The organism is Nocardia citri (genome assembly GCF_054065835.1).
In genome coordinates this window covers 357,103-372,933 of the sequence record NZ_JBSUQM010000001.1, presented here as the reverse complement: position 1 = coordinate 372,933, position 15,831 = coordinate 357,103, and the positions used below count along the sequence as shown (strand labels likewise).

The 15,831-nt window shown below is 65.2% G+C and carries 18 protein-coding genes; 11 read left to right on the top strand and 7 right to left on the bottom strand.

All coding sequences use genetic code 11. The features are described 5' to 3' along the window. Positions 1–1,116 (top strand): lysylphosphatidylglycerol synthase transmembrane domain-containing protein, encoded by a 1,116-nt coding sequence (locus ACW2Q0_RS01850; protein ID WP_457185390.1) that lies wholly within the window; start codon positions 1–3, stop codon positions 1,114–1,116. A gap of 73 nt (positions 1,117–1,189) precedes the next feature. Continuing rightward, a complete protein-coding gene (locus tag ACW2Q0_RS01845) occupies positions 1,190–1,567 on the top strand; it encodes a DUF3054 domain-containing protein (protein ID WP_457185388.1) in 378 nt (125 codons plus the stop codon). On the opposite strand, the gene ACW2Q0_RS01840 is transcribed toward ACW2Q0_RS01845, so the two are convergent. Then, complete coding sequence (locus ACW2Q0_RS01840) at positions 1,568–3,148, bottom strand: NTF2-like N-terminal transpeptidase domain-containing protein (RefSeq protein ID WP_457185386.1); 1,581 nt, start codon at positions 3,146–3,148, stop codon at positions 1,568–1,570. 514 nt (positions 3,149–3,662) lie between these two features. On the opposite strand from ACW2Q0_RS01840, the gene ACW2Q0_RS01835 reads away from it, so the two are divergent. After that, positions 3,663–4,244 carry a hypothetical protein gene (locus ACW2Q0_RS01835; protein ID WP_457185384.1) on the top strand — a complete coding sequence of 194 codons (582 nt, stop codon included), beginning with the start codon at positions 3,663–3,665 and terminating at the stop codon, positions 4,242–4,244. Between the two features lie 25 nt (positions 4,245–4,269). Next, positions 4,270–4,707 carry a type II 3-dehydroquinate dehydratase gene (gene aroQ / locus ACW2Q0_RS01830; RefSeq protein WP_457185382.1) on the top strand — a complete coding sequence of 146 codons (438 nt, stop codon included), beginning with the start codon at positions 4,270–4,272 and terminating at the stop codon, positions 4,705–4,707. A 48-nt stretch (positions 4,708–4,755) separates the two neighbouring features. On the opposite strand, the gene ACW2Q0_RS01825 is transcribed toward aroQ, so the two are convergent. Further along, on the bottom strand, positions 4,756–5,202 hold the full coding sequence (locus tag ACW2Q0_RS01825; protein WP_457185380.1) for a nitroreductase family deazaflavin-dependent oxidoreductase: 447 nt from the start codon (positions 5,200–5,202) through the stop codon (positions 4,756–4,758). Between the two features lie 515 nt (positions 5,203–5,717). On the opposite strand from ACW2Q0_RS01825, the gene ACW2Q0_RS01820 reads away from it, so the two are divergent. Further along, the gene (locus tag ACW2Q0_RS01820; protein ID WP_457186065.1) at positions 5,718–5,960 is read left to right on the top strand and encodes an FDXHR family putative zinc-binding protein; all 243 of its coding nucleotides are present in this window, start codon (positions 5,718–5,720) and stop codon (positions 5,958–5,960) included. Between the two features lie 194 nt (positions 5,961–6,154). On the opposite strand, the gene ACW2Q0_RS01815 is transcribed toward ACW2Q0_RS01820, so the two are convergent. Next, entirely contained in the window at positions 6,155–7,270 is a 1,116-nt protein-coding gene (locus ACW2Q0_RS01815) for a glycerate kinase (protein ID WP_457185378.1), read from the bottom strand. A 335-nt stretch (positions 7,271–7,605) separates the two neighbouring features. Between ACW2Q0_RS01815 and ACW2Q0_RS01810 the strand changes: the two genes are divergently transcribed. After that, positions 7,606–7,917 (top strand): GNAT family N-acetyltransferase, encoded by a 312-nt coding sequence (locus ACW2Q0_RS01810; protein ID WP_457185376.1) that lies wholly within the window; start codon positions 7,606–7,608, stop codon positions 7,915–7,917. Positions 7,918–7,920: 3 nt separating this feature from the next. Here the strand turns inward: ACW2Q0_RS01810 and ACW2Q0_RS01805 are convergent, their stop codons facing one another. Then, complete coding sequence (locus ACW2Q0_RS01805; protein WP_457185374.1) at positions 7,921–8,682, bottom strand: lysophospholipid acyltransferase family protein; 762 nt, start codon at positions 8,680–8,682, stop codon at positions 7,921–7,923. A gap of 151 nt (positions 8,683–8,833) precedes the next feature. Here ACW2Q0_RS01805 and ACW2Q0_RS01800 point away from each other — a divergent pair, with 151 nt between their 5' ends. From ACW2Q0_RS01800 to ACW2Q0_RS01790, 3 genes are all read left to right on the top strand, one after another. Beyond that, complete coding sequence (locus ACW2Q0_RS01800; RefSeq protein ID WP_457185372.1) at positions 8,834–9,478, top strand: YqgE/AlgH family protein; 645 nt, start codon at positions 8,834–8,836, stop codon at positions 9,476–9,478. Between the two features lie 62 nt (positions 9,479–9,540). Beyond that, positions 9,541–10,050 (top strand): sigma-70 family RNA polymerase sigma factor, encoded by a 510-nt coding sequence (locus tag ACW2Q0_RS01795; RefSeq protein ID WP_457185370.1) that lies wholly within the window; start codon positions 9,541–9,543, stop codon positions 10,048–10,050. Then, on the top strand, positions 10,047–10,757 hold the full coding sequence (locus ACW2Q0_RS01790; protein ID WP_457185368.1) for an anti-sigma factor family protein: 711 nt from the start codon (positions 10,047–10,049) through the stop codon (positions 10,755–10,757). Before ACW2Q0_RS01795 ends, ACW2Q0_RS01790 begins: the two co-directional genes overlap by 4 nt. 53 nt (positions 10,758–10,810) lie before the next feature. Here the strand turns inward: ACW2Q0_RS01790 and ACW2Q0_RS01785 are convergent, their stop codons facing one another. From ACW2Q0_RS01785 to ACW2Q0_RS01775, 3 genes are all read right to left on the bottom strand, one after another. Next, positions 10,811–11,584, bottom strand: coding sequence for an ABC transporter permease (locus ACW2Q0_RS01785; RefSeq protein ID WP_457185366.1), 774 nt, complete (start codon positions 11,582–11,584; stop codon positions 10,811–10,813). Positions 11,585–11,651: 67 nt separating this feature from the next. After that, entirely contained in the window at positions 11,652–12,629 is a 978-nt protein-coding gene (locus ACW2Q0_RS01780; protein WP_457185364.1) for an ATP-binding cassette domain-containing protein, read from the bottom strand. A 115-nt stretch (positions 12,630–12,744) separates the two neighbouring features. Next, positions 12,745–13,260, bottom strand: a complete 516-nt coding sequence (locus ACW2Q0_RS01775; RefSeq protein WP_040697293.1) for an EXLDI protein — start codon at positions 13,258–13,260, stop codon at positions 12,745–12,747. A 189-nt stretch (positions 13,261–13,449) separates the two neighbouring features. Between ACW2Q0_RS01775 and ACW2Q0_RS01770 the strand changes: the two genes are divergently transcribed. Both ACW2Q0_RS01770 and ACW2Q0_RS01765 read left to right on the top strand, forming a co-directional pair. Then, the gene (locus ACW2Q0_RS01770) at positions 13,450–15,171 is read left to right on the top strand and encodes a thiamine pyrophosphate-binding protein (RefSeq protein WP_457185362.1); all 1,722 of its coding nucleotides are present in this window, start codon (positions 13,450–13,452) and stop codon (positions 15,169–15,171) included. Then, the gene (locus tag ACW2Q0_RS01765) at positions 15,168–15,827 is read left to right on the top strand and encodes an SRPBCC family protein (RefSeq protein ID WP_457185360.1); all 660 of its coding nucleotides are present in this window, start codon (positions 15,168–15,170) and stop codon (positions 15,825–15,827) included. Before ACW2Q0_RS01770 ends, ACW2Q0_RS01765 begins: the two co-directional genes overlap by 4 nt. Positions 15,828–15,831 lie beyond the last annotated feature (4 nt).

Sequence of the window (15,831 nt, the reverse complement as noted above, 5' to 3'; positions counted from 1 at the left end):
GTGACGGCCAATGGGAAATTAGCCGGCGATCCGGCGCCGCAGCCGTCCGACGACCCCACCGACAGATCGGCGAAACGTGGTCGCCGGAGCAGATTCCGGTGGGTCAAATGGGTGGCGGGCATCGCCTTGCTGGCGGTGCTGATCGGCGAGGGTTACTACCTTTGGCCGCGATTACACGATTCCTGGAATAAGCTCACCGAAATTCACTGGGGTTGGGTCAGTGCCTGTATCGGGATGCAGGCACTGTCGATGAGTGGATTCAGCCGAGTACAGAAACAATTGCTGCATGCCGGTGGTGTGGAGGTCCGCCAGCACAAATCCGCCGCCGTCGTCTACGGCGCCACCGCGATGTCGGTGACGCTGCCCGCGGGACAGGTGTTCTCCACCGCCTTCACCTATCGCCAGACCCGCCGCTGGGGCGCGAATCCGATCGTCGCCTCCTGGCAGTTGGTGATGTCCGGGGTGATCGCGACCGCCGGACTCGCACTGCTCGGCGTCGGTGGTGCGCTGCTGGTGGGCAACCGCGTCGGGCCGTTCAAGCTCATCTTGTCGCTGGTCGGTGTGATCGCGCTGGTGTGGGCGGGCAATTATCTGTCGAAGAATCCGGGCACGCTGGAGGCCGTGCTCCGCCGCGGGCTCGCGCTGCGCAACCGGATCCGCAAACGCCCGGCCGACCGGGGCTTGCACAAGATCGCCGATATGCTCGCGCAGCTGGAGTCGGTGGAACTCGGCAAACGCGATGGCGTGCTGGTCGCAGTGTGGGCGCTGGTGCACCGCTTCGCCGATGTGGCGTGTCTCGGGGCCGCGTGCTACGCGGTAGGCGCCGATCCGAAGTGGGCCGGGCTGCTGATCGCATTCACCGCGGGTAAGGCCGTCGGCTCGATCCCGTTCGCACCCGGTGGCATCGTCTACGTCGACGCCACTCTCATCTACGGCCTCACCGCGGGCGCGACCCTGCCGGCCTCCCAGGCCGTAGCCGCCGCCTTCGTCTACCGCCTGGTGAGCTTCGTCCTGGTCGCGATCATCGGCTGGATCGTCTTCGCCTTCCTCTTCCGCACCCCGCAAGCCGACGATGCCGAATTCGAGAAGGAATTCGAACAGCGCCGCACGCTGTGACCGGTCGCGACCAGAGCTCATCAGCAGATGTCGCCTACCAGCGACCAATGGGCGCACTACTACGCTGACCCAGGTGAGGAAAATGGTGCCGTTGGTGGTGGACGCGCTGCTGGTCGTCTTGTTCTGCGCGATCGGACGGCGCAGCCATGACGAGGCGATATTCACCGGACTGCTGAAGACGGTGTGGCCGTTCGCGGTGGGACTCGCGATTGGTTGGGCGCTCGCGGTCGCCGTGGCGAGCCGGACATCGGGCGAACAGGGGCGGGCGGGGTTCGACGCAACGGCGCTGTGGCCCACCGGAATTCTGGTCTGGCTCGGCACACTCTGCGGCGGCATGGTGCTGCGCGTGATCGGTGGTCAGGGCACGGCATTCAGTTTCATCATTGTCGCGGCGTGTGTGCTCGCGCTGTTCCTGCTCGGCTGGCGCGCGGCCAGCAAGGCCGTCAACTGATCACAGCTCCGGTTTGGCCAGAGATTGGAACAGTCTGGCCGCCATCCGCGCGGTCGCGTCGCCGCTGTCGGCATCGTTGATGTGGATCGCGAGGGCCAGATCCCCGGCGTTCGCGATGAGCCAACCGTCATTGCCCGCGGTGGCTATGAAACCGATGACATCGCGGTAGGGCCGCAGCGGCGCGAATTCCGGTCGGCTCGCGCCGTCGCGCAACATGGCGCGCAGCCGGTCGGTGAGTTCCGGTGACATCTCGGGGACCTGCGCGGCCGTGGTGCTGGGGTGGCCGGCCTCGATCATCGGCGGCGCCACCTGCCCGCGCGCGATGGCGGCCGCGGCGATCGCCATGCCGAACGGACTGGCCAGTACCGCATCCGTACCGCCGCCCTGGCGCACCTGCTCGGCACTGCGACCCGCCACCGCGACCCGGCCGGTCACCTCGTCCAATCCCGGCACCTTGTAATCGACTCCGACGCCGAGATTCGGCGCGGATTCGGCCGCGTCCTGGACCGAAACGTCCTGCGGTGCCTTCTTCTTCAACACCGAGGCGACATTGCGGAACAGCTCGATATTGGTGCCGACCGGATAGAGCCCCGTGAACGCGACCGAACCGTGCTCACTGGCCTGCGTATTCTGCGCGACGGCGACGACCGCGCCGCTGGACGGTTGAATCGCCACGATCGAGGCGGGTGTGCCGACGCTCACCACCGCGTCCTCGGCGGCGCGCTGCAGGCGCTGATCCATGGTGGCCGCGATATCCGGACCGGGCGGGCCCTGATAGCCGGCGATCTGGCCGACGAAACGTCCGTCCTGCTCGAAGATCTGCACACCCCAACCGGAATGCTGATCCTGGCTGTCCTGCCACACCTTGCGCAGCGCGTCCAGCAGCGGCGACCAGGTCCGGCGGTCGGCGGAGATCAGCTGCGGCTGCTTCTCCATGACCACACCGGGCACCCGCGACAGCGCGGGTTCCAGGATCGCGAAATCGGCTTCGCGCAGATTCACCGCGATGATCGGCTTGCCCTGTGCGGTCGACAGCTGCTGCATCAGCGACGGTCCGGTGATCAGCGGCGCGACCGGTTCGATGGCCTTGGCCAGCGCGTCGGTCGAGGCCACCGGATCGGTCGTCTTCGCGGGATCGAGTTCGACCACGTTGATGACTTGCTCGGTCATCAGCGCGTCGCCGAATATGTCCTTGACCCGCGGCGGTGGGGTCGGCGTGGTGCGTACGAGACGGACCGTGCGGTTGTGGTCCAGTTGCGGCATGACGACGGCGGGATCCCAGGAGATGCGCCAGCCGATCGCCAACTTGCGCACATTGCCCTGCAGGCTGTATCGCCAGGTCTTGCTCTCGCCGAAGTTCCAGGCCACATCCATGCTGAACAGCCCGGCCTCGCGGTCCAGGCCGATGAATTGGGTTTTCTGGTAGTCGACCTTGCTCGGCTGCAGTCCGGCGAACATTTGTTTCAGCGTCGCGGATGCGGCTGTGGGATAGGAAGTGAGTTCCGCGGCCTTGGCGTAGTTCTGCTCGTCGAGCAGGGCGGTGAAGCGATCGACGACGTACTCCGCTTCACTGCGCTTCACATCCGAACCACACCCACCAATTGCGATAGCCAGCGCCACCACCCCCGAGAGTGCGATTGCGCCCCGGACGCGATAGCGGCGGGATCCCCACACATCCATGTCGCCCACTCTTTACTCTTGTCACTCCAGCAACAAGACCACCGTACCTGTAATTAGCTGCCCGCCGCGCCGCGTCAGCCGGACTTTACCCATGCTCAGTATCTCCGATTGCGCCCGAAGCCTGCGCTCGGGCTGGTTGATCATGGACGTTCTCCGGTCTCGTTGCGACACCCGGCGCCGCAACCGTACCGGCCGGAACACGAACTTGTCAGAAAACGGCCCACGTCGGCGTTTCGGCGACGCGCATCCGCGTTTCACTCGCGCAGGGCCTCGTTGACCAGCGCACACCTTTATTCGGCGTACCCGCACGGCCAGCGACCGAAACCGTTCGCACAGAGCGGAACCACCAGCGCACATTGTGACGTAATCTTGTAATCAGTGAAATACAGGCACCACAGTAAGTAGGTGAATCCCAATGAGGCATGAGCATCGGGGACGCGGCTTCGGACGACCGGGCGGCTGGCAGCAGGCCGATCTACCGGATCCCGCGGATGCACCCGACTGGTTCGCTGGCAGGTTGCCAAGCGACTGGTTCGCCGGGCCGCCCGTCATCGAAATCGACCGAGACGAGATCGTGGTGGTCGGCGAACTGCGGGCTCCGGTATCGGAAAAGCAGGACACTCCCGCCGATGAGGTTCCGGCCGCGACGAAGGAGGGCGCCATCGCCCGCTTCCGCGAGACCACCCGCCCGGCCCGCATGCAGATCGCGAATGAGGCACAGCGCCGCTACGGACGCAGTGTCGCCTGGGGCGTTTCGGTGGACGGCGAACGAATCATGTTCACACACTTGGCGGTTCCGGTGATGACGCGACTGCGGCAGCCGGAGCGCAAGGTGCTCGACACGCTCGTCGATTCCGGTGTGGCGCGCTCGCGGGCGGATGCGCTGGCGTGGACGGTGAAGTTGGCGGGCAAGCATGCCGAGGACTGGCTCGAGGAGCTGCGCACCGCCATGCGGAAGGTGGACGACCTACGGTCGGAAGGTCCGCAGGGACTGTAGAACAGGGCGGGCTAGTGTCTTAGCCATGTCGACACCTGGCCCGATTCTGGTTATCAACGGCCCGAACCTCAATATGCTCGGCATCCGCCAGCCGGAGGTCTACGGGTCGGACACCCTCGACGATGTCGTCGCATTGTGTCGTCGGACCGCCGCCCGGTTCGGCCGCGAGATCGATGCGTTCCAGTCGAATTCCGAAGCGGCGCTGATCGATCGGATCCACCGGGCGCGCGGCGTCGAGTCGGGCATTGTCATCAATCCGGGTGGGCTCACGCATACTTCGGTCGCACTGCGTGATGCGCTGGTGATTCCGGAACTCCCGATTGTCGAGGTGCACATCAGCAATGTGCACGCGCGTGAGGAGTTCCGGCGTCACTCCTACATCTCCCCCATCGCCACCGCCGTGGTGGCCGGGATGGGGATCCACGGTTATGCCGCGGCCATCGAATTCCTGATCCAACGCTAGCGACTGCTTGCGGGTCGCTCGAACAGCGTGCCGAATCAGCTTGTCGCACTACGCGAGTCGGAAAACCGGGAAGCCCGGTGCGATCTCGGCCAGCTCAGCGTCGGTGGCGTCCTTGGTGAGGCCCTCGAAGAACTTGCCGACCTCCCAGCCCCACTTCTGCAGGTAGAGGCGCAGCAGCGGCACCTTGTCCGCATCGGTTACCTCGGTCGCCGTGAACGCCTCGACCTTGCGGCCCAGCCGCAGTTCACCACTGCCGGCGACGCGCAGGTTCCGCACCCACTGGGTGTGACCGCGCGGCGCGACCAGGTAGCGGGTGCCATCGGCCTCGGTCAGCAGATTGACCATGGTGGTGCGCCATTCGCCACTCTTACGTCCGCGCACCGCCAACAGCCGCGACCCCATGACGCTGATGCCGAGGCGAGGCAGCCAGTTGGCGATCTTGTTCATGATCGGTTCCATGCCGGTGGGGGCGAGATAACGGGTGCTGGCGTTCACTTCGGACTCCTTTGTGATCACTGCTCTCTATTGCGATCAGTGTTCCACAGCGATTTGCGTCAAGTCAAGAGCACTGCTCTCTTTTCTTTTGGTGCCCACCTACCGCAAGCGTCGCCCGTACGGACACCGCGCCATGTCGTGACCGATGCCCACAGCGGCGAGATCCGACAGACTCGAGCCGCCGCAAGCAACGGACCGAGCCGAGCTCGACTACTGGTTCGACACCGCGCGGATCATCCGCATATTCGACAGCTGCTGCCGCGCCCTGGATGAGAGACCTTTCGACGAGCCGCATTTCCGGCAGATCTCCACGCCCGACGCAAAAATCGTGCGCCCCAGTGGAGTATCCATGGTCCGCCCGGATAGGGGTTGGGCACGGGAACGCGCGGGTGAGACGATGCCATGGCAGGATGGTTTTCGGCGATCGACGATGAAGGTGTGACGACGCTCGGTGCGGGTAGGACCGCGGTATTGACGGCGGAGCGCATCCGGGTTGCGCGAATGGATGAGTGATCATGAAGACGAGATCGCCGGAGACGGTGAAATGCCGGGGATGTCAGTGCTGGTGGCCATTGAGCGCGCACAATGTGTGCCATTGTTCCCAATGCCATCAGACATTCACCGGTGACAAGGCCGCGACTCTGCATTTGGTTGTGGATTATCGCCACAAACCGCACGTGATCTGTCGAACGCCGCAGAGCGTCGGCCTTGTGGACGTCGGCCGCGACTACCCCTGCTGGGGCTTACCGCAGCATTAGCCAGTCTGTCGAAGCCGGCACCCGAGTATCTCGGCACCCCAATACCCCGGCACCCAGTACCGCTTGGTGAACGCTCGGTCAACGCCTGCCACAGCTTCTGGTCGGTGATCTTGATTTACTTCCGACGTCTGCGCAATCGCAAGTCGCTCGATCCGCGCGCGGTAGGCGACCAGTCCGAACCGCCCAGGCACATGTCACAGGTTGTCGACAGCTATTTGCTCGCCGACGCGAGCGAGTAAGGGTGCCGCATCGGCAATCGAGCGGGCGGGGTCCGATTCCAAATCGGCGAGGGCGTAGCAGGCGGTGAAACCTGCCACTCGAATCTCGTTGGGTGTCAATTGCGTTCGGCCGACAGCGGCCACCACTGGGATATTCGCTGCGCGCGCGGCCTCGCAGACACCGATCGGGGCCTTGCCGTGCAGGCTTTGGACGTCGAGCGCGCCTTCGCCGGTGATGACCAGGGTGGCCCCGTCGAGAAGCGTTGGAAAATCGAGGAGTTCGAGTACGACCTCGATGCCGCTGCGAACCTGTGCACCGAGCACCGCGAGTGCGCCGAATCCGGTGCCGCCCGCCGCACCCGCGCCGGGTACCTCCGCGAACTCTGGTGCGACAACGGCCGCCCACTTCGTCAGTGCCGCTTCGAGAACGGCCAGGTCCGCCGGTGTCGCGCCCTTCTGCGGCGCATATACCGCGACCGCGCCGGTCGGACCGAGTAGCGGGTTGTCGACATCGCAGGCCACGGTGAAGGTTGTCGTCGCGATCCGTGGATGCAATCCGATGCGGTCCAATCGCGCGGCATGCGCCAAGATCGCTGCGCCGGAAGATAATTCAGCGCCGTCAACGTCGAATATTCGGGCGCCGAGTGCCCGCAGCATACCCGCCCCGCCGTCGGTGGAGGCGCTGCCACCCAACCCGAGGACGATATCGGTTACTCCTCGATCCAGCGCATGTGCGATGACGACACCGAGTCCATAGGTGTGCGCGCCCAACGGATCGGGTTGTCCCCCTGGGAGTTTCGCCAGCCCGACCGCTGCGGCCAATTCGATCACCGCCGTGGTTGCCCGCACCGCGTAGGCAGCGGTGTCGGCCACTCCCGTCGGCCCCGGCGCATCGACCTCGATCCGCTCCCAGCCAGCGGCAACGAATGCGTCGACGGTTCCCTCACCACCATCCGCAACCGGCACCTGGCGGATCTCCGTGTCCGGGCAGGCGCGCGTGAGGCCTGCGGCCAGGGCGGCCGCGACCTCAGGAGCGGTCAGCGAGCCCTTGAACTTGTCCGGGGCGATCACCACCCGGGGCACGGATGTCATCCCCACATTGTCGAGGGCGGTTTCCAGGCGCGCATGTCGAGCCACCGCGCAGTGTCGGTGGTGCGCTACCGCGACGGCGCCTGGTCGGCGTGTTCGATGCTGACCTGACCGGTCATGTTTCGCACCTCCGCCGGGCCTTTTGCTGTATTCGATTGGCGGCGTTCGCAGGTCGCCCGTGGTTCCGCCTCCGAGCTCGGCGCACGCCGCTGTCGGAAGCGCTCGGCGCGACCATGAGCATTCTGGTCAGCTGGACGCCGGTAGACAAGTCGAGCGGGCGATCGGCGATTGGTATTGCGGTGCATAGCCATCCGCACCCACCGGAGTAACGTCGAGCCATGTCGACTGAGGTCCGCAACAACTTCGCGCTGGAACGCTTCGAGATCTACGTCGACGGTGCCATCGCCGGCTACGCCGAATATCAGGACGCCGGCGCAGAGCGGGCCTTCATCCGCACCGAGCTCGATCCCAGGCACGCCGGCCGAGCAGACGGCCGGGTGCTGGTGCAGGCGGCATTGAACGCCTCACGTCAGGAAGGTTTCGGCATTCTGCCGATGTGTCCCCTGGTGCGGCACTTCGTCCAGTCACAACCGGAGTACATCGCGACGGTTCCCCAGTGGGCGCGCGAGAAGTTCGGCCTGCCGCTGTAGGTGTCAGTACGCTGCGACGGCTCCGTCGAGCGCCTGCTGCAGATCCGTGCGCACCAGCCGGGCGATCTCCGCGGGCTTACCCGGCAGCTCGGTGATCGGCACCCCGAAATAGAAGCTGGCCGCCCTGGCCTGCTCCGTGGTGACCGGCACGGTCGGATCGGGTCGCGGCCCATAGCTCAAACCGAGGCTGACCAGCACCGGCCGCGCACCCAACTTCATGGCGCGGAACGCGATATGCCCGATCCCGCTGCCGACCGGCTGCACCTCGGTGTGGTCGACCTCGTTACAGGTGCCCTCCGGGAAGACCGCGATGCCGTCGCCGGCGGCCAGCCGCTGCGCGCAGACATCCATCATCTGTTGCCCGGCCGCATTCACCGCCCGCAGGCCGTGGTCCTTACCGCGGAATACCGGGATTGCGCCCATCATGTCGACCTTGCGACGCTGGCCGGGGTCGAGGAACAGTTCGTCCTTGGCCAGCACACGGACCCGCCCGATCACCCGCCGCAATTCGCTGCGCCACGCCGCGGCGGCGACGGTGTACGGGTCGGATTCGGAGAGGTGGTTGAGCGCGACAAGCAACGGCCTACGCTGGCGAATCACCTGGTGCAGCAGCTTTTGCGCACCCTCGGCATAGGTGACGCGCGGATGGTATCGACGCCCCAGAATTGCGTAGGCACCCCACGCCGAGAGCCGGTTCTGCCGGTGGTCGCGATAGAAGTCGTACACAGTGTCAGCGTTGTCGAGGAGAACCTCGGGCCGTTCCATGGCCACACCCTAGCCGGGTCCGTTTTGGGGCGATCGAGCCACCGCTGGCGACTGCGTGCAGGTCGCTCGAAAGGGTCGGCTGGCGGCCGCTCCGGAAATCCGCCACGCCGCACGAGCGACGAACCGCCCCCGCCAGTGCGATGATGTCGGGGTGGCACGCGGAGATGACCCGGACGATCGGAAAACTCGCGGCGGACACGGTGACCGTAGGCGACGCGATTTCCGGCAGGGCAAGCAGGTGGTGCGCGCGGGCACCCTGCTGGTATCGGCGACCGAACTGGTCGAGCCGACCTTCCGGCGCACCGTCGTGTACATCATCGAGCACAACGAGGCGGGCAGCCTCGGCGTGGTGCTCAACCGTCCGAGTGATACCGCGGTGCACGATGTGCTCCCGCGCTGGGCCGAGGCGGCAGCCCCACCGCGCACACTGTTCATCGGCGGCCCGGTCAAGCGGGACGCCGCACTGTGCCTGGCCACCGTGCGGGTCGGCGCGTCGATCGCCGGCGTGCGTGGGCTGCGCCGCATCGATGGCCGCGTGGTACTCGTCGATCTCGACGCGGACCCGGAGCAGATCACCCCGCTGATCGAGGGGCTGCGGATCTTCGCCGGATATGCGGGTTGGACCTTCGGTCAACTCGAGGGCGAACTGCAGAACAACGACTGGATCGTCCTGTCGGCGCTGCCCTCGGATCCGATCAGCACCGGCCGCCCTGACCTGTGGGCGCATGTGCTGCGCCGCCAGCCGCTGCCCCTATCTCTGCTCGCGACACATCCGATCGAACTCGAGCGTAATTGACATGCCGGCGAGCATTGAACCGTTTGGCCCTCCTGATTCGTGGGATGTGCGGGAGGTGACGAATGCCCGAAGAACAAGCCGAGCTCATGCGGGTTCTATATCAGGAACATGCTTCGGCGTTATGGCGGTACACGCTCGGTTTGGTTCGCGACCCCGGTCGGGCCGAGGACATCGTGCAAGAGACGTTGTTGCGGGCGTGGCAGCGCCCGAGCGTGCTCGATCAATCGACGACATCGGCGCGGGCGTGGTTGTTCACGGTCGCGCGCAATCTCGCCGTGGATGAGCACCGCAGCGCCCGCAGTCGACGCGAATTCCGCACCGATAACCCGCCGGAGCAGCCGGCACCGGATCAGGCCGACCGCGCCCTCGACGGCTGGCTGGTCGCGGACGCGCTGAACAGACTCAGCGGCGATCATCGCGAGGTGATCGTGCGGGCCTACTATCGAGGCCTTTCCACCCACCAGATCGCCGAGGAACTCGATATCCCGGCGGGCACGGTGAAATCCCGCATGCACTACGGCATGCGCGCGCTACGGCTGGCACTACAGGAGATGGGGGTGACGAATCAATGACGGATATCGCCGACGACTACTCGACGTGGGATGCACCGTACGTTCTCGGCTCCCTGACCCGCCCCGAGCGGCGCGAGTACGAAGAGCATCTGGCGGGGTGCCCGGTATGCCGTGCGGGGGTGGCCGACCTCGCCGGGCTCCCGGGTCTGCTCGCCATGGTCGAGGCCGACACCGCGCTGGCTATGATCGAGCCGCCGCAAGAGCCTGCGGCCGAGGTGAATCCCCCCGCACAGTTGCTGCCCCGGCTTGCCAATGCGGCCGAGAAGCGCCGGCGGCGCGGCCGGTGGGCGGCCGTCGGCGCGGCGATCGCGGCGGCCGCCGCGGCGGTGGCCATCGCGGTTCCGGTGGTCGCCACGATTACCACGGCGAATCAGCCGAGCAGCTCCGAACAGGTTGTGGCCGAACGCAGTATGCAACCGATCAAACCGAATCCGGTGACGGCCAGCTTCAAGGTCGTACGCGCCGATGACAAGACCCGGATCGTGATGACCTGCAGCTATGGGCCGAGCGACCTGAAGTACAGCTGGAATCTCGACCTGTACGTCATCGGCACCGATGGCAGCCAGGCCAAACTCGATCAGTGGCCGGCCGAACCCGGCACCGAGCTGACGATCGACCGGACGATCGATAAAACCCCGGATCAGATTCGGGAAGTGCAGATCCGGTTGGCCTCGACAGGCGAGACGCTGCTGTCCGGCACGGTCTGATACGACTCGATCCCCCCGCCGAATTCGGTGGGGGGATCGAAGTTTTCGGTGATTCAGCGCTGGGCCTGCTTGCGGAAGGCCGAGGTCGACCAGAAGTATCCGACCAGTGTGAGGCCGACGCACCAGGCGATGGCGATGATGCCGTTATCGCCGATCTCCGTGCCCATCAGCAGGCCGCGGATGGTTTCGGTGAGCGGGGTGAACGGCTGGTACTCGGCGAACTGACGCATCCCGACCGGCATGGTGTCGGTGCCGACCAAGCCGCTGCCGAGGAATGGCAGCATGATCAGCGGGAAGGGCATATTGCTCGCGCTCTCCGGAGTCTGCGCGACCAGCCCCATGCCGACCGCGATCCAGGTGAGTGCGAAAACGAGCATGGCGAGCAGTCCGAATGCGGCGATCCACTCGATGACATTCGCCGACGGCCGGAATCCGACGAGCACCGCGACACCAACCATGGCGGCGATACCGAGCACGCCCTGGATCAATGCGCCGACCACGTGTCCGGCAAGTACCGAGGACTGTGAAATCGCCATCGTGCGAAACCGATTCACAATGCCCTTGGTGGTATCGGTGCAGACCGAAACCGCCACGCCCGCGGTCAAATACGCCGGGATCATCAACAGCATGCCCGGGGTCAGGTAGTCGATGTAGTTACCACCGGACGATTTCTGCAATGCGCCACCGAAAACGAAGTTGAACGTGAGCAGCAGGATGATCGGCATCAGGATGATGCTGAAGGTCATGCTCGGATACCGCTTCGCATGAAGCAGATTGCGCCGCAGCATCGTTTTCGAGTCGGCGAGCGCGTAGGCCATCCCGGTCATGATTGCGCCTCGCTGTCGCTCGGCTCCGTCATGACCACGAATGTGGCTGTGCCCGTTGTTCGCTTGCTCATCGCACGGTCTCCTTTTCGGCAGTGGGATGTCCGGTGAGGGTGAGGAAAACGTCGTCGAGGGTCGGGGTGTGCACGGAAAGTCCGGCGACCTCGATCTGTTCGTAGTCGAGCCGGTCGAGTACCGCGCGCAGCGACTTGACACCGCCATCGCTCGGGACCGCGAGAGTGAACTCCTCCTCGGACGCGTCATCGACGACACGCGCGTCCGGTCCCAATGCCGTTGCCGCGCGGGCGAGCCCGAGCTGATCGGCGAATTCCAGGCGGATATGCCCGCCGGGTATGCGTCGCTTCAATTCGGCGGCCGTGCCCTCGGCGACAATCCGGCCGTGGTCGAGCACCGCGATCCGGTCGGCCAGTTGATCGGCCTCCTCGAGGTACTGGGTAGTGAGGAAGACGGTCACGCTGTAGTCATCGACCAGTGTGCGGATCATGTCCCAGATCGTGCGCCTACTGCGCGGATCCAGGCCGGTGGTCGGCTCGTCCAGGAAGATGATGCGGGGGTCGCCGACCAGCGTCATGGCCAGATCGAGCCGCCGCACCATACCGCCGGAGTAGGTGGCCGCGGTCTTGTCACCGGCTTCGACCAGATCGAAACGCTCCAGGAGCTCGGCCGCCAGACGCTTGCTCTCCCGGCGCGGCAGATGATGCAGATCGCCCATCAGGACCAGGTTTTCGCGGCCGGTCAGCAATTCGTCGACCGCGGAGAACTGGCCGGTGACACCGATCGCGATGCGCACGGCATCTGGTTCGGCGACCAGATCATGGCCGTCGACGCGTATCTCACCCGCATCGGGCCGCAGCAGTGTGGTGAGAATCTGCACGGTGGTGGTCTTGCCCGCACCGTTCGGGCCGAGGAGGGAGTAGATCGTGCCCTCCGGGACCGTGATGTCGATGCCGTCGAGCACCACCTGCTCACCGAACGATTTACGCAGGCCCTGCGCCGAAATGGCGGGGGCTCGATGACCGTTGGTCATGGTTTGCCTTTCGAGGAATTACATAAAATAGTGCTAATGACAGCATGGATTACCCGCACCGCGACCGGAGTCCGGTGCGGCGTCGAGTGAGGTGTATTCGGCTGGTCGGGTTCGACTAGATGTCGAGTTCCTCGACGGGCGGACGGTCGGCGATCTGGGCCACCCGCTCGTAGAGCTTGTCCGGAATCTTTCCCTTCAATTCGCCGAGCGAATCGACGATCTCGAAGATGAAGTCGCCCCAGTCCTGATCACCGACGCCGAGCATGCGACGCCAGTTCGTCAGATCCTTGACCCAGTTGGTGCTCTGCGGATATTCGTCCCAGTTCGAGTACTGGGCGTGCATGACGAACTTGCCTTTCCGACTGCGGTATACCCGGACGTGTTCCATGCGCTCTTCGTTCACGTCGCGGTGCTCGCCGAGCAGGGCACCGGAGAAGCGGACCTGGCGCACGCCGTTGTGACCGACCCGCAGCACTACCTCGTCGTAGCCCTCCAATCTGCCCTCCTCCAGTTCGATGAACCGCCGCAGCGCGGTGGTCACCGCCCCCGAAAGATTGCCGCCGACCAGCTCCTGCGCACGCTGGAACAGTGGCAGATCGTCATCGGCAACGTAGATCGTCTTATTGGGCATGAACTCACTATACGTAGATGTATACGTACACGCAAGCTGTGACGGCTCACACGAATCTCCCGAGCGTCTCATGCGCGGAGTACCTCTCGCGCGAGTGATTGAACCGCTGCGCAGTCCATCTCGTAGTCCAGGGTGACCGCGCCTGTGCTCGCCGCTGGCGCACAACCGGTCACCGCGAGAGGAGTGCCGATGCCGAGCAGGGTCGTAGATCATCTGGTTCGAGCGGTTTCAACCCTGGGAGTGCGGCACATCTTCGGTGTCGACGGCGCGAATATCGAGGATCTGTACGACGCGCTCTTCGATGCGCCCTGCGACGTCACGGGAATCATTGCCAAGCACGAATTTTCGGCCGCGACCATGGCCGACGGCTACGCCCGCTCGACCGGTGGACTCGGCGTCGTCGCCGCCACCTCCGGCGGTGGCGCGATGAATCTCGTTGCCGGACTTGCCGAATCGTTTGCCTCCCGGGTGCCGGTATTGGCGTTGGTCGGGCAGCCGCCGACCGCGATGGAGGGCAATGGCGCCTTCCAGGACTCCAGCGGACTCGCGGGCACCATCGACGCGGCCCGGATGTTCGGCGAGATCACCCAGTACTGCGCACGCGTGGAGTCCGCCGCCGACCTGCCCGACATGTTGTCCACGGCGGTCGACGCCGCCCGGCGCGGCGGGCCCGCGGTCCTGCTGCTGCCGAAGGACGTGCAGCAGAGCGATATCGGCGATATCCCGCCCTTCCGGTCGACCCTGCCGACACATCGGCGCGATGACAGCGGCCTGGCCCGGGTGCGCTCCGCGCTGACCGCGGCGCGCAAGGTCGGCAAGATCGTGATCATCGCGGGCGACCAGGTCGCGCGCGACGATGCCCGTGCCGAACTCGCTCGGCTGGCACGCGCATTGGATGCGTCGGTGGGTGTCGCCCCGGATGCGAAGGACACCTACGACAATGCCGACCCCGCGTTCCGCGGTGTCGCGGGCAGTATGGGACATCCGGAGTTGTCGGCGGCACTGCAATCGGCGACCCTGTGCCTGATCATCGGCACACCGATGCCGATCACCGCGCGCACCGGATTGGATGAGCTGCTGGCCGAGCGCGCCGTCGCGCATGTCGGTGTCGTCGCGCCGTATCTGTCCGCGATCCATGCCACCAGTACGGATCTTGCGCGCGATCTGGGCACGCTGGCGGACGAATTCACCGGTGGCGTCATAGGAGGATGGCAGTCGGCGGAGCCGACGGTCTGGGTGAATACCGACTCGAGTCATCCGCATCCGCCGCACGCGCTGACCCCTTTGCGGGTGCCCGAATCGAACGGTCCTGGTCTGCGCTATCGCGAATTGGTCGAGACGATCGAGGCGCTCTTGCCCGAGGGCACCGATGTTTTCGCGGATGCGGGCAATACCGGGGCCGCGGTGGTGCACCATCTGCGGGTGCCGCGCGGCGGCCGATTCGTGGTCGCGCTCGGTATGGGCGGGATGGGCTACGCGTTCGGCGCCGCGATAGGTTCCGCATTCGCGCGGCATCGCGGACCGTCCGGAACCAGACGCACCGTCGTCGTCGCGGGTGACGGCGCCTTCTTCATGCACGGCATGGAATTGCACACCGCGATCGAACATCAGCTGCCGGTCACCTTCATCGTGCTCAACAACAACGCGCACGCCATGTGCGTCACCCGGGAACAGCTCTATTACCGGGATCGATACAGCTTCAACCGGTTTCGGCCCTCACACCTGGGCGCGGGCATCGACGCCATGTTCCCTGAACTTCCCGCGTACTCCGTCCGTACTACCGCAGACCTGGCCATCGCACTGGCGCGATGCGTCGAATCCGAAGGGCCGGCATTCATCTCGATCGATGTCGACCCCGACGAAGTTCCACCCTTCATTCCGTTTCTCGCGACATTGGAGAACAAGCCGTGACAACCAGCGCCCTCCCCGCCCTCAGCGATATTCCGGAAGACGTAGTCCCCGGTGTGCTGCGGATCGAGAACTCCGATAAGGACGCAACCACGCCGATCATCATGGACATGCTGCGATCGGTGTATCCGCACGACCAGATCTTCGGCGAATTCTGCCCGGTGCAGGCGTATGTCGCCGCGCCGCCGGAACAGGTGTGGGAATACCTGGCCGATACCCGCAGCCTGGAGGAATGGAGCTATAGCCTGCGCGGCTTCGTCGAAACCGAGGAACCGGGACTGTGGCTGGCTTGGGACCGGCTCGGCCCGGCGACCAAGATCTTCACCCGTACCGTCGCCCACCGCGAGAGTATGACCGTCGACTACCACTGCGCCTGGGATCAGAGCCGGCACCTGTGGATGATCTACCTGCTGCGGGTCATCGATGCCCAGGTGGTGTTCAATAAGCCGGGTTCGGTGGTGCTGTGGGTCAACTGCCGCCACCCGTTCTACGACGAAAACCCCTATCCCGAAACAGTTCCCGATGGACGGCCGGTGTGGGTGGGCGACTTCTGGGAGATGTTCTCCGCGGGACATCAGCTCGAACTCGACAACCTCAAGGCGATCTGCGAATACCGTGCGGCACACGGTCTTCCGATCAAGCCCGACTGGATGAAGTGAGGCC

Excerpts from the sequence above, each read along its gene's own strand:
- ACW2Q0_RS01835 (WP_457185384.1), top strand. The coding sequence starts at position 3,663 with ATGAGGCATGAGCATCGGGGACGCGGCTTCGGACGACCGGGCGGCTGG.
- aroQ (WP_457185382.1), top strand. The coding sequence starts at position 4,270 with ATGTCGACACCTGGCCCGATTCTGGTTATCAACGGCCCGAACCTCAAT.
- ACW2Q0_RS01820 (WP_457186065.1), top strand. The coding sequence starts at position 5,718 with ATGAAGACGAGATCGCCGGAGACGGTGAAATGCCGGGGATGTCAGTGC.
- ACW2Q0_RS01815 (WP_457185378.1), bottom strand. The coding sequence starts at position 7,270 with ATGACATCCGTGCCCCGGGTGGTGATCGCCCCGGACAAGTTCAAGGGC.
- ACW2Q0_RS01810 (WP_457185376.1), top strand. The coding sequence starts at position 7,606 with ATGTCGACTGAGGTCCGCAACAACTTCGCGCTGGAACGCTTCGAGATC.
- ACW2Q0_RS01805 (WP_457185374.1), bottom strand. The coding sequence starts at position 8,682 with ATGGAACGGCCCGAGGTTCTCCTCGACAACGCTGACACTGTGTACGAC.
- ACW2Q0_RS01795 (WP_457185370.1), top strand. The coding sequence starts at position 9,541 with ATGCCCGAAGAACAAGCCGAGCTCATGCGGGTTCTATATCAGGAACAT.
- ACW2Q0_RS01790 (WP_457185368.1), top strand. The coding sequence starts at position 10,047 with ATGACGGATATCGCCGACGACTACTCGACGTGGGATGCACCGTACGTT.
- ACW2Q0_RS01785 (WP_457185366.1), bottom strand. The coding sequence starts at position 11,584 with ATGACCGGGATGGCCTACGCGCTCGCCGACTCGAAAACGATGCTGCGG.
- ACW2Q0_RS01780 (WP_457185364.1), bottom strand. The coding sequence starts at position 12,629 with ATGACCAACGGTCATCGAGCCCCCGCCATTTCGGCGCAGGGCCTGCGT.
- ACW2Q0_RS01775 (WP_040697293.1), bottom strand. The coding sequence starts at position 13,260 with ATGCCCAATAAGACGATCTACGTTGCCGATGACGATCTGCCACTGTTC.
- ACW2Q0_RS01770 (WP_457185362.1), top strand. The coding sequence starts at position 13,450 with ATGCCGAGCAGGGTCGTAGATCATCTGGTTCGAGCGGTTTCAACCCTG.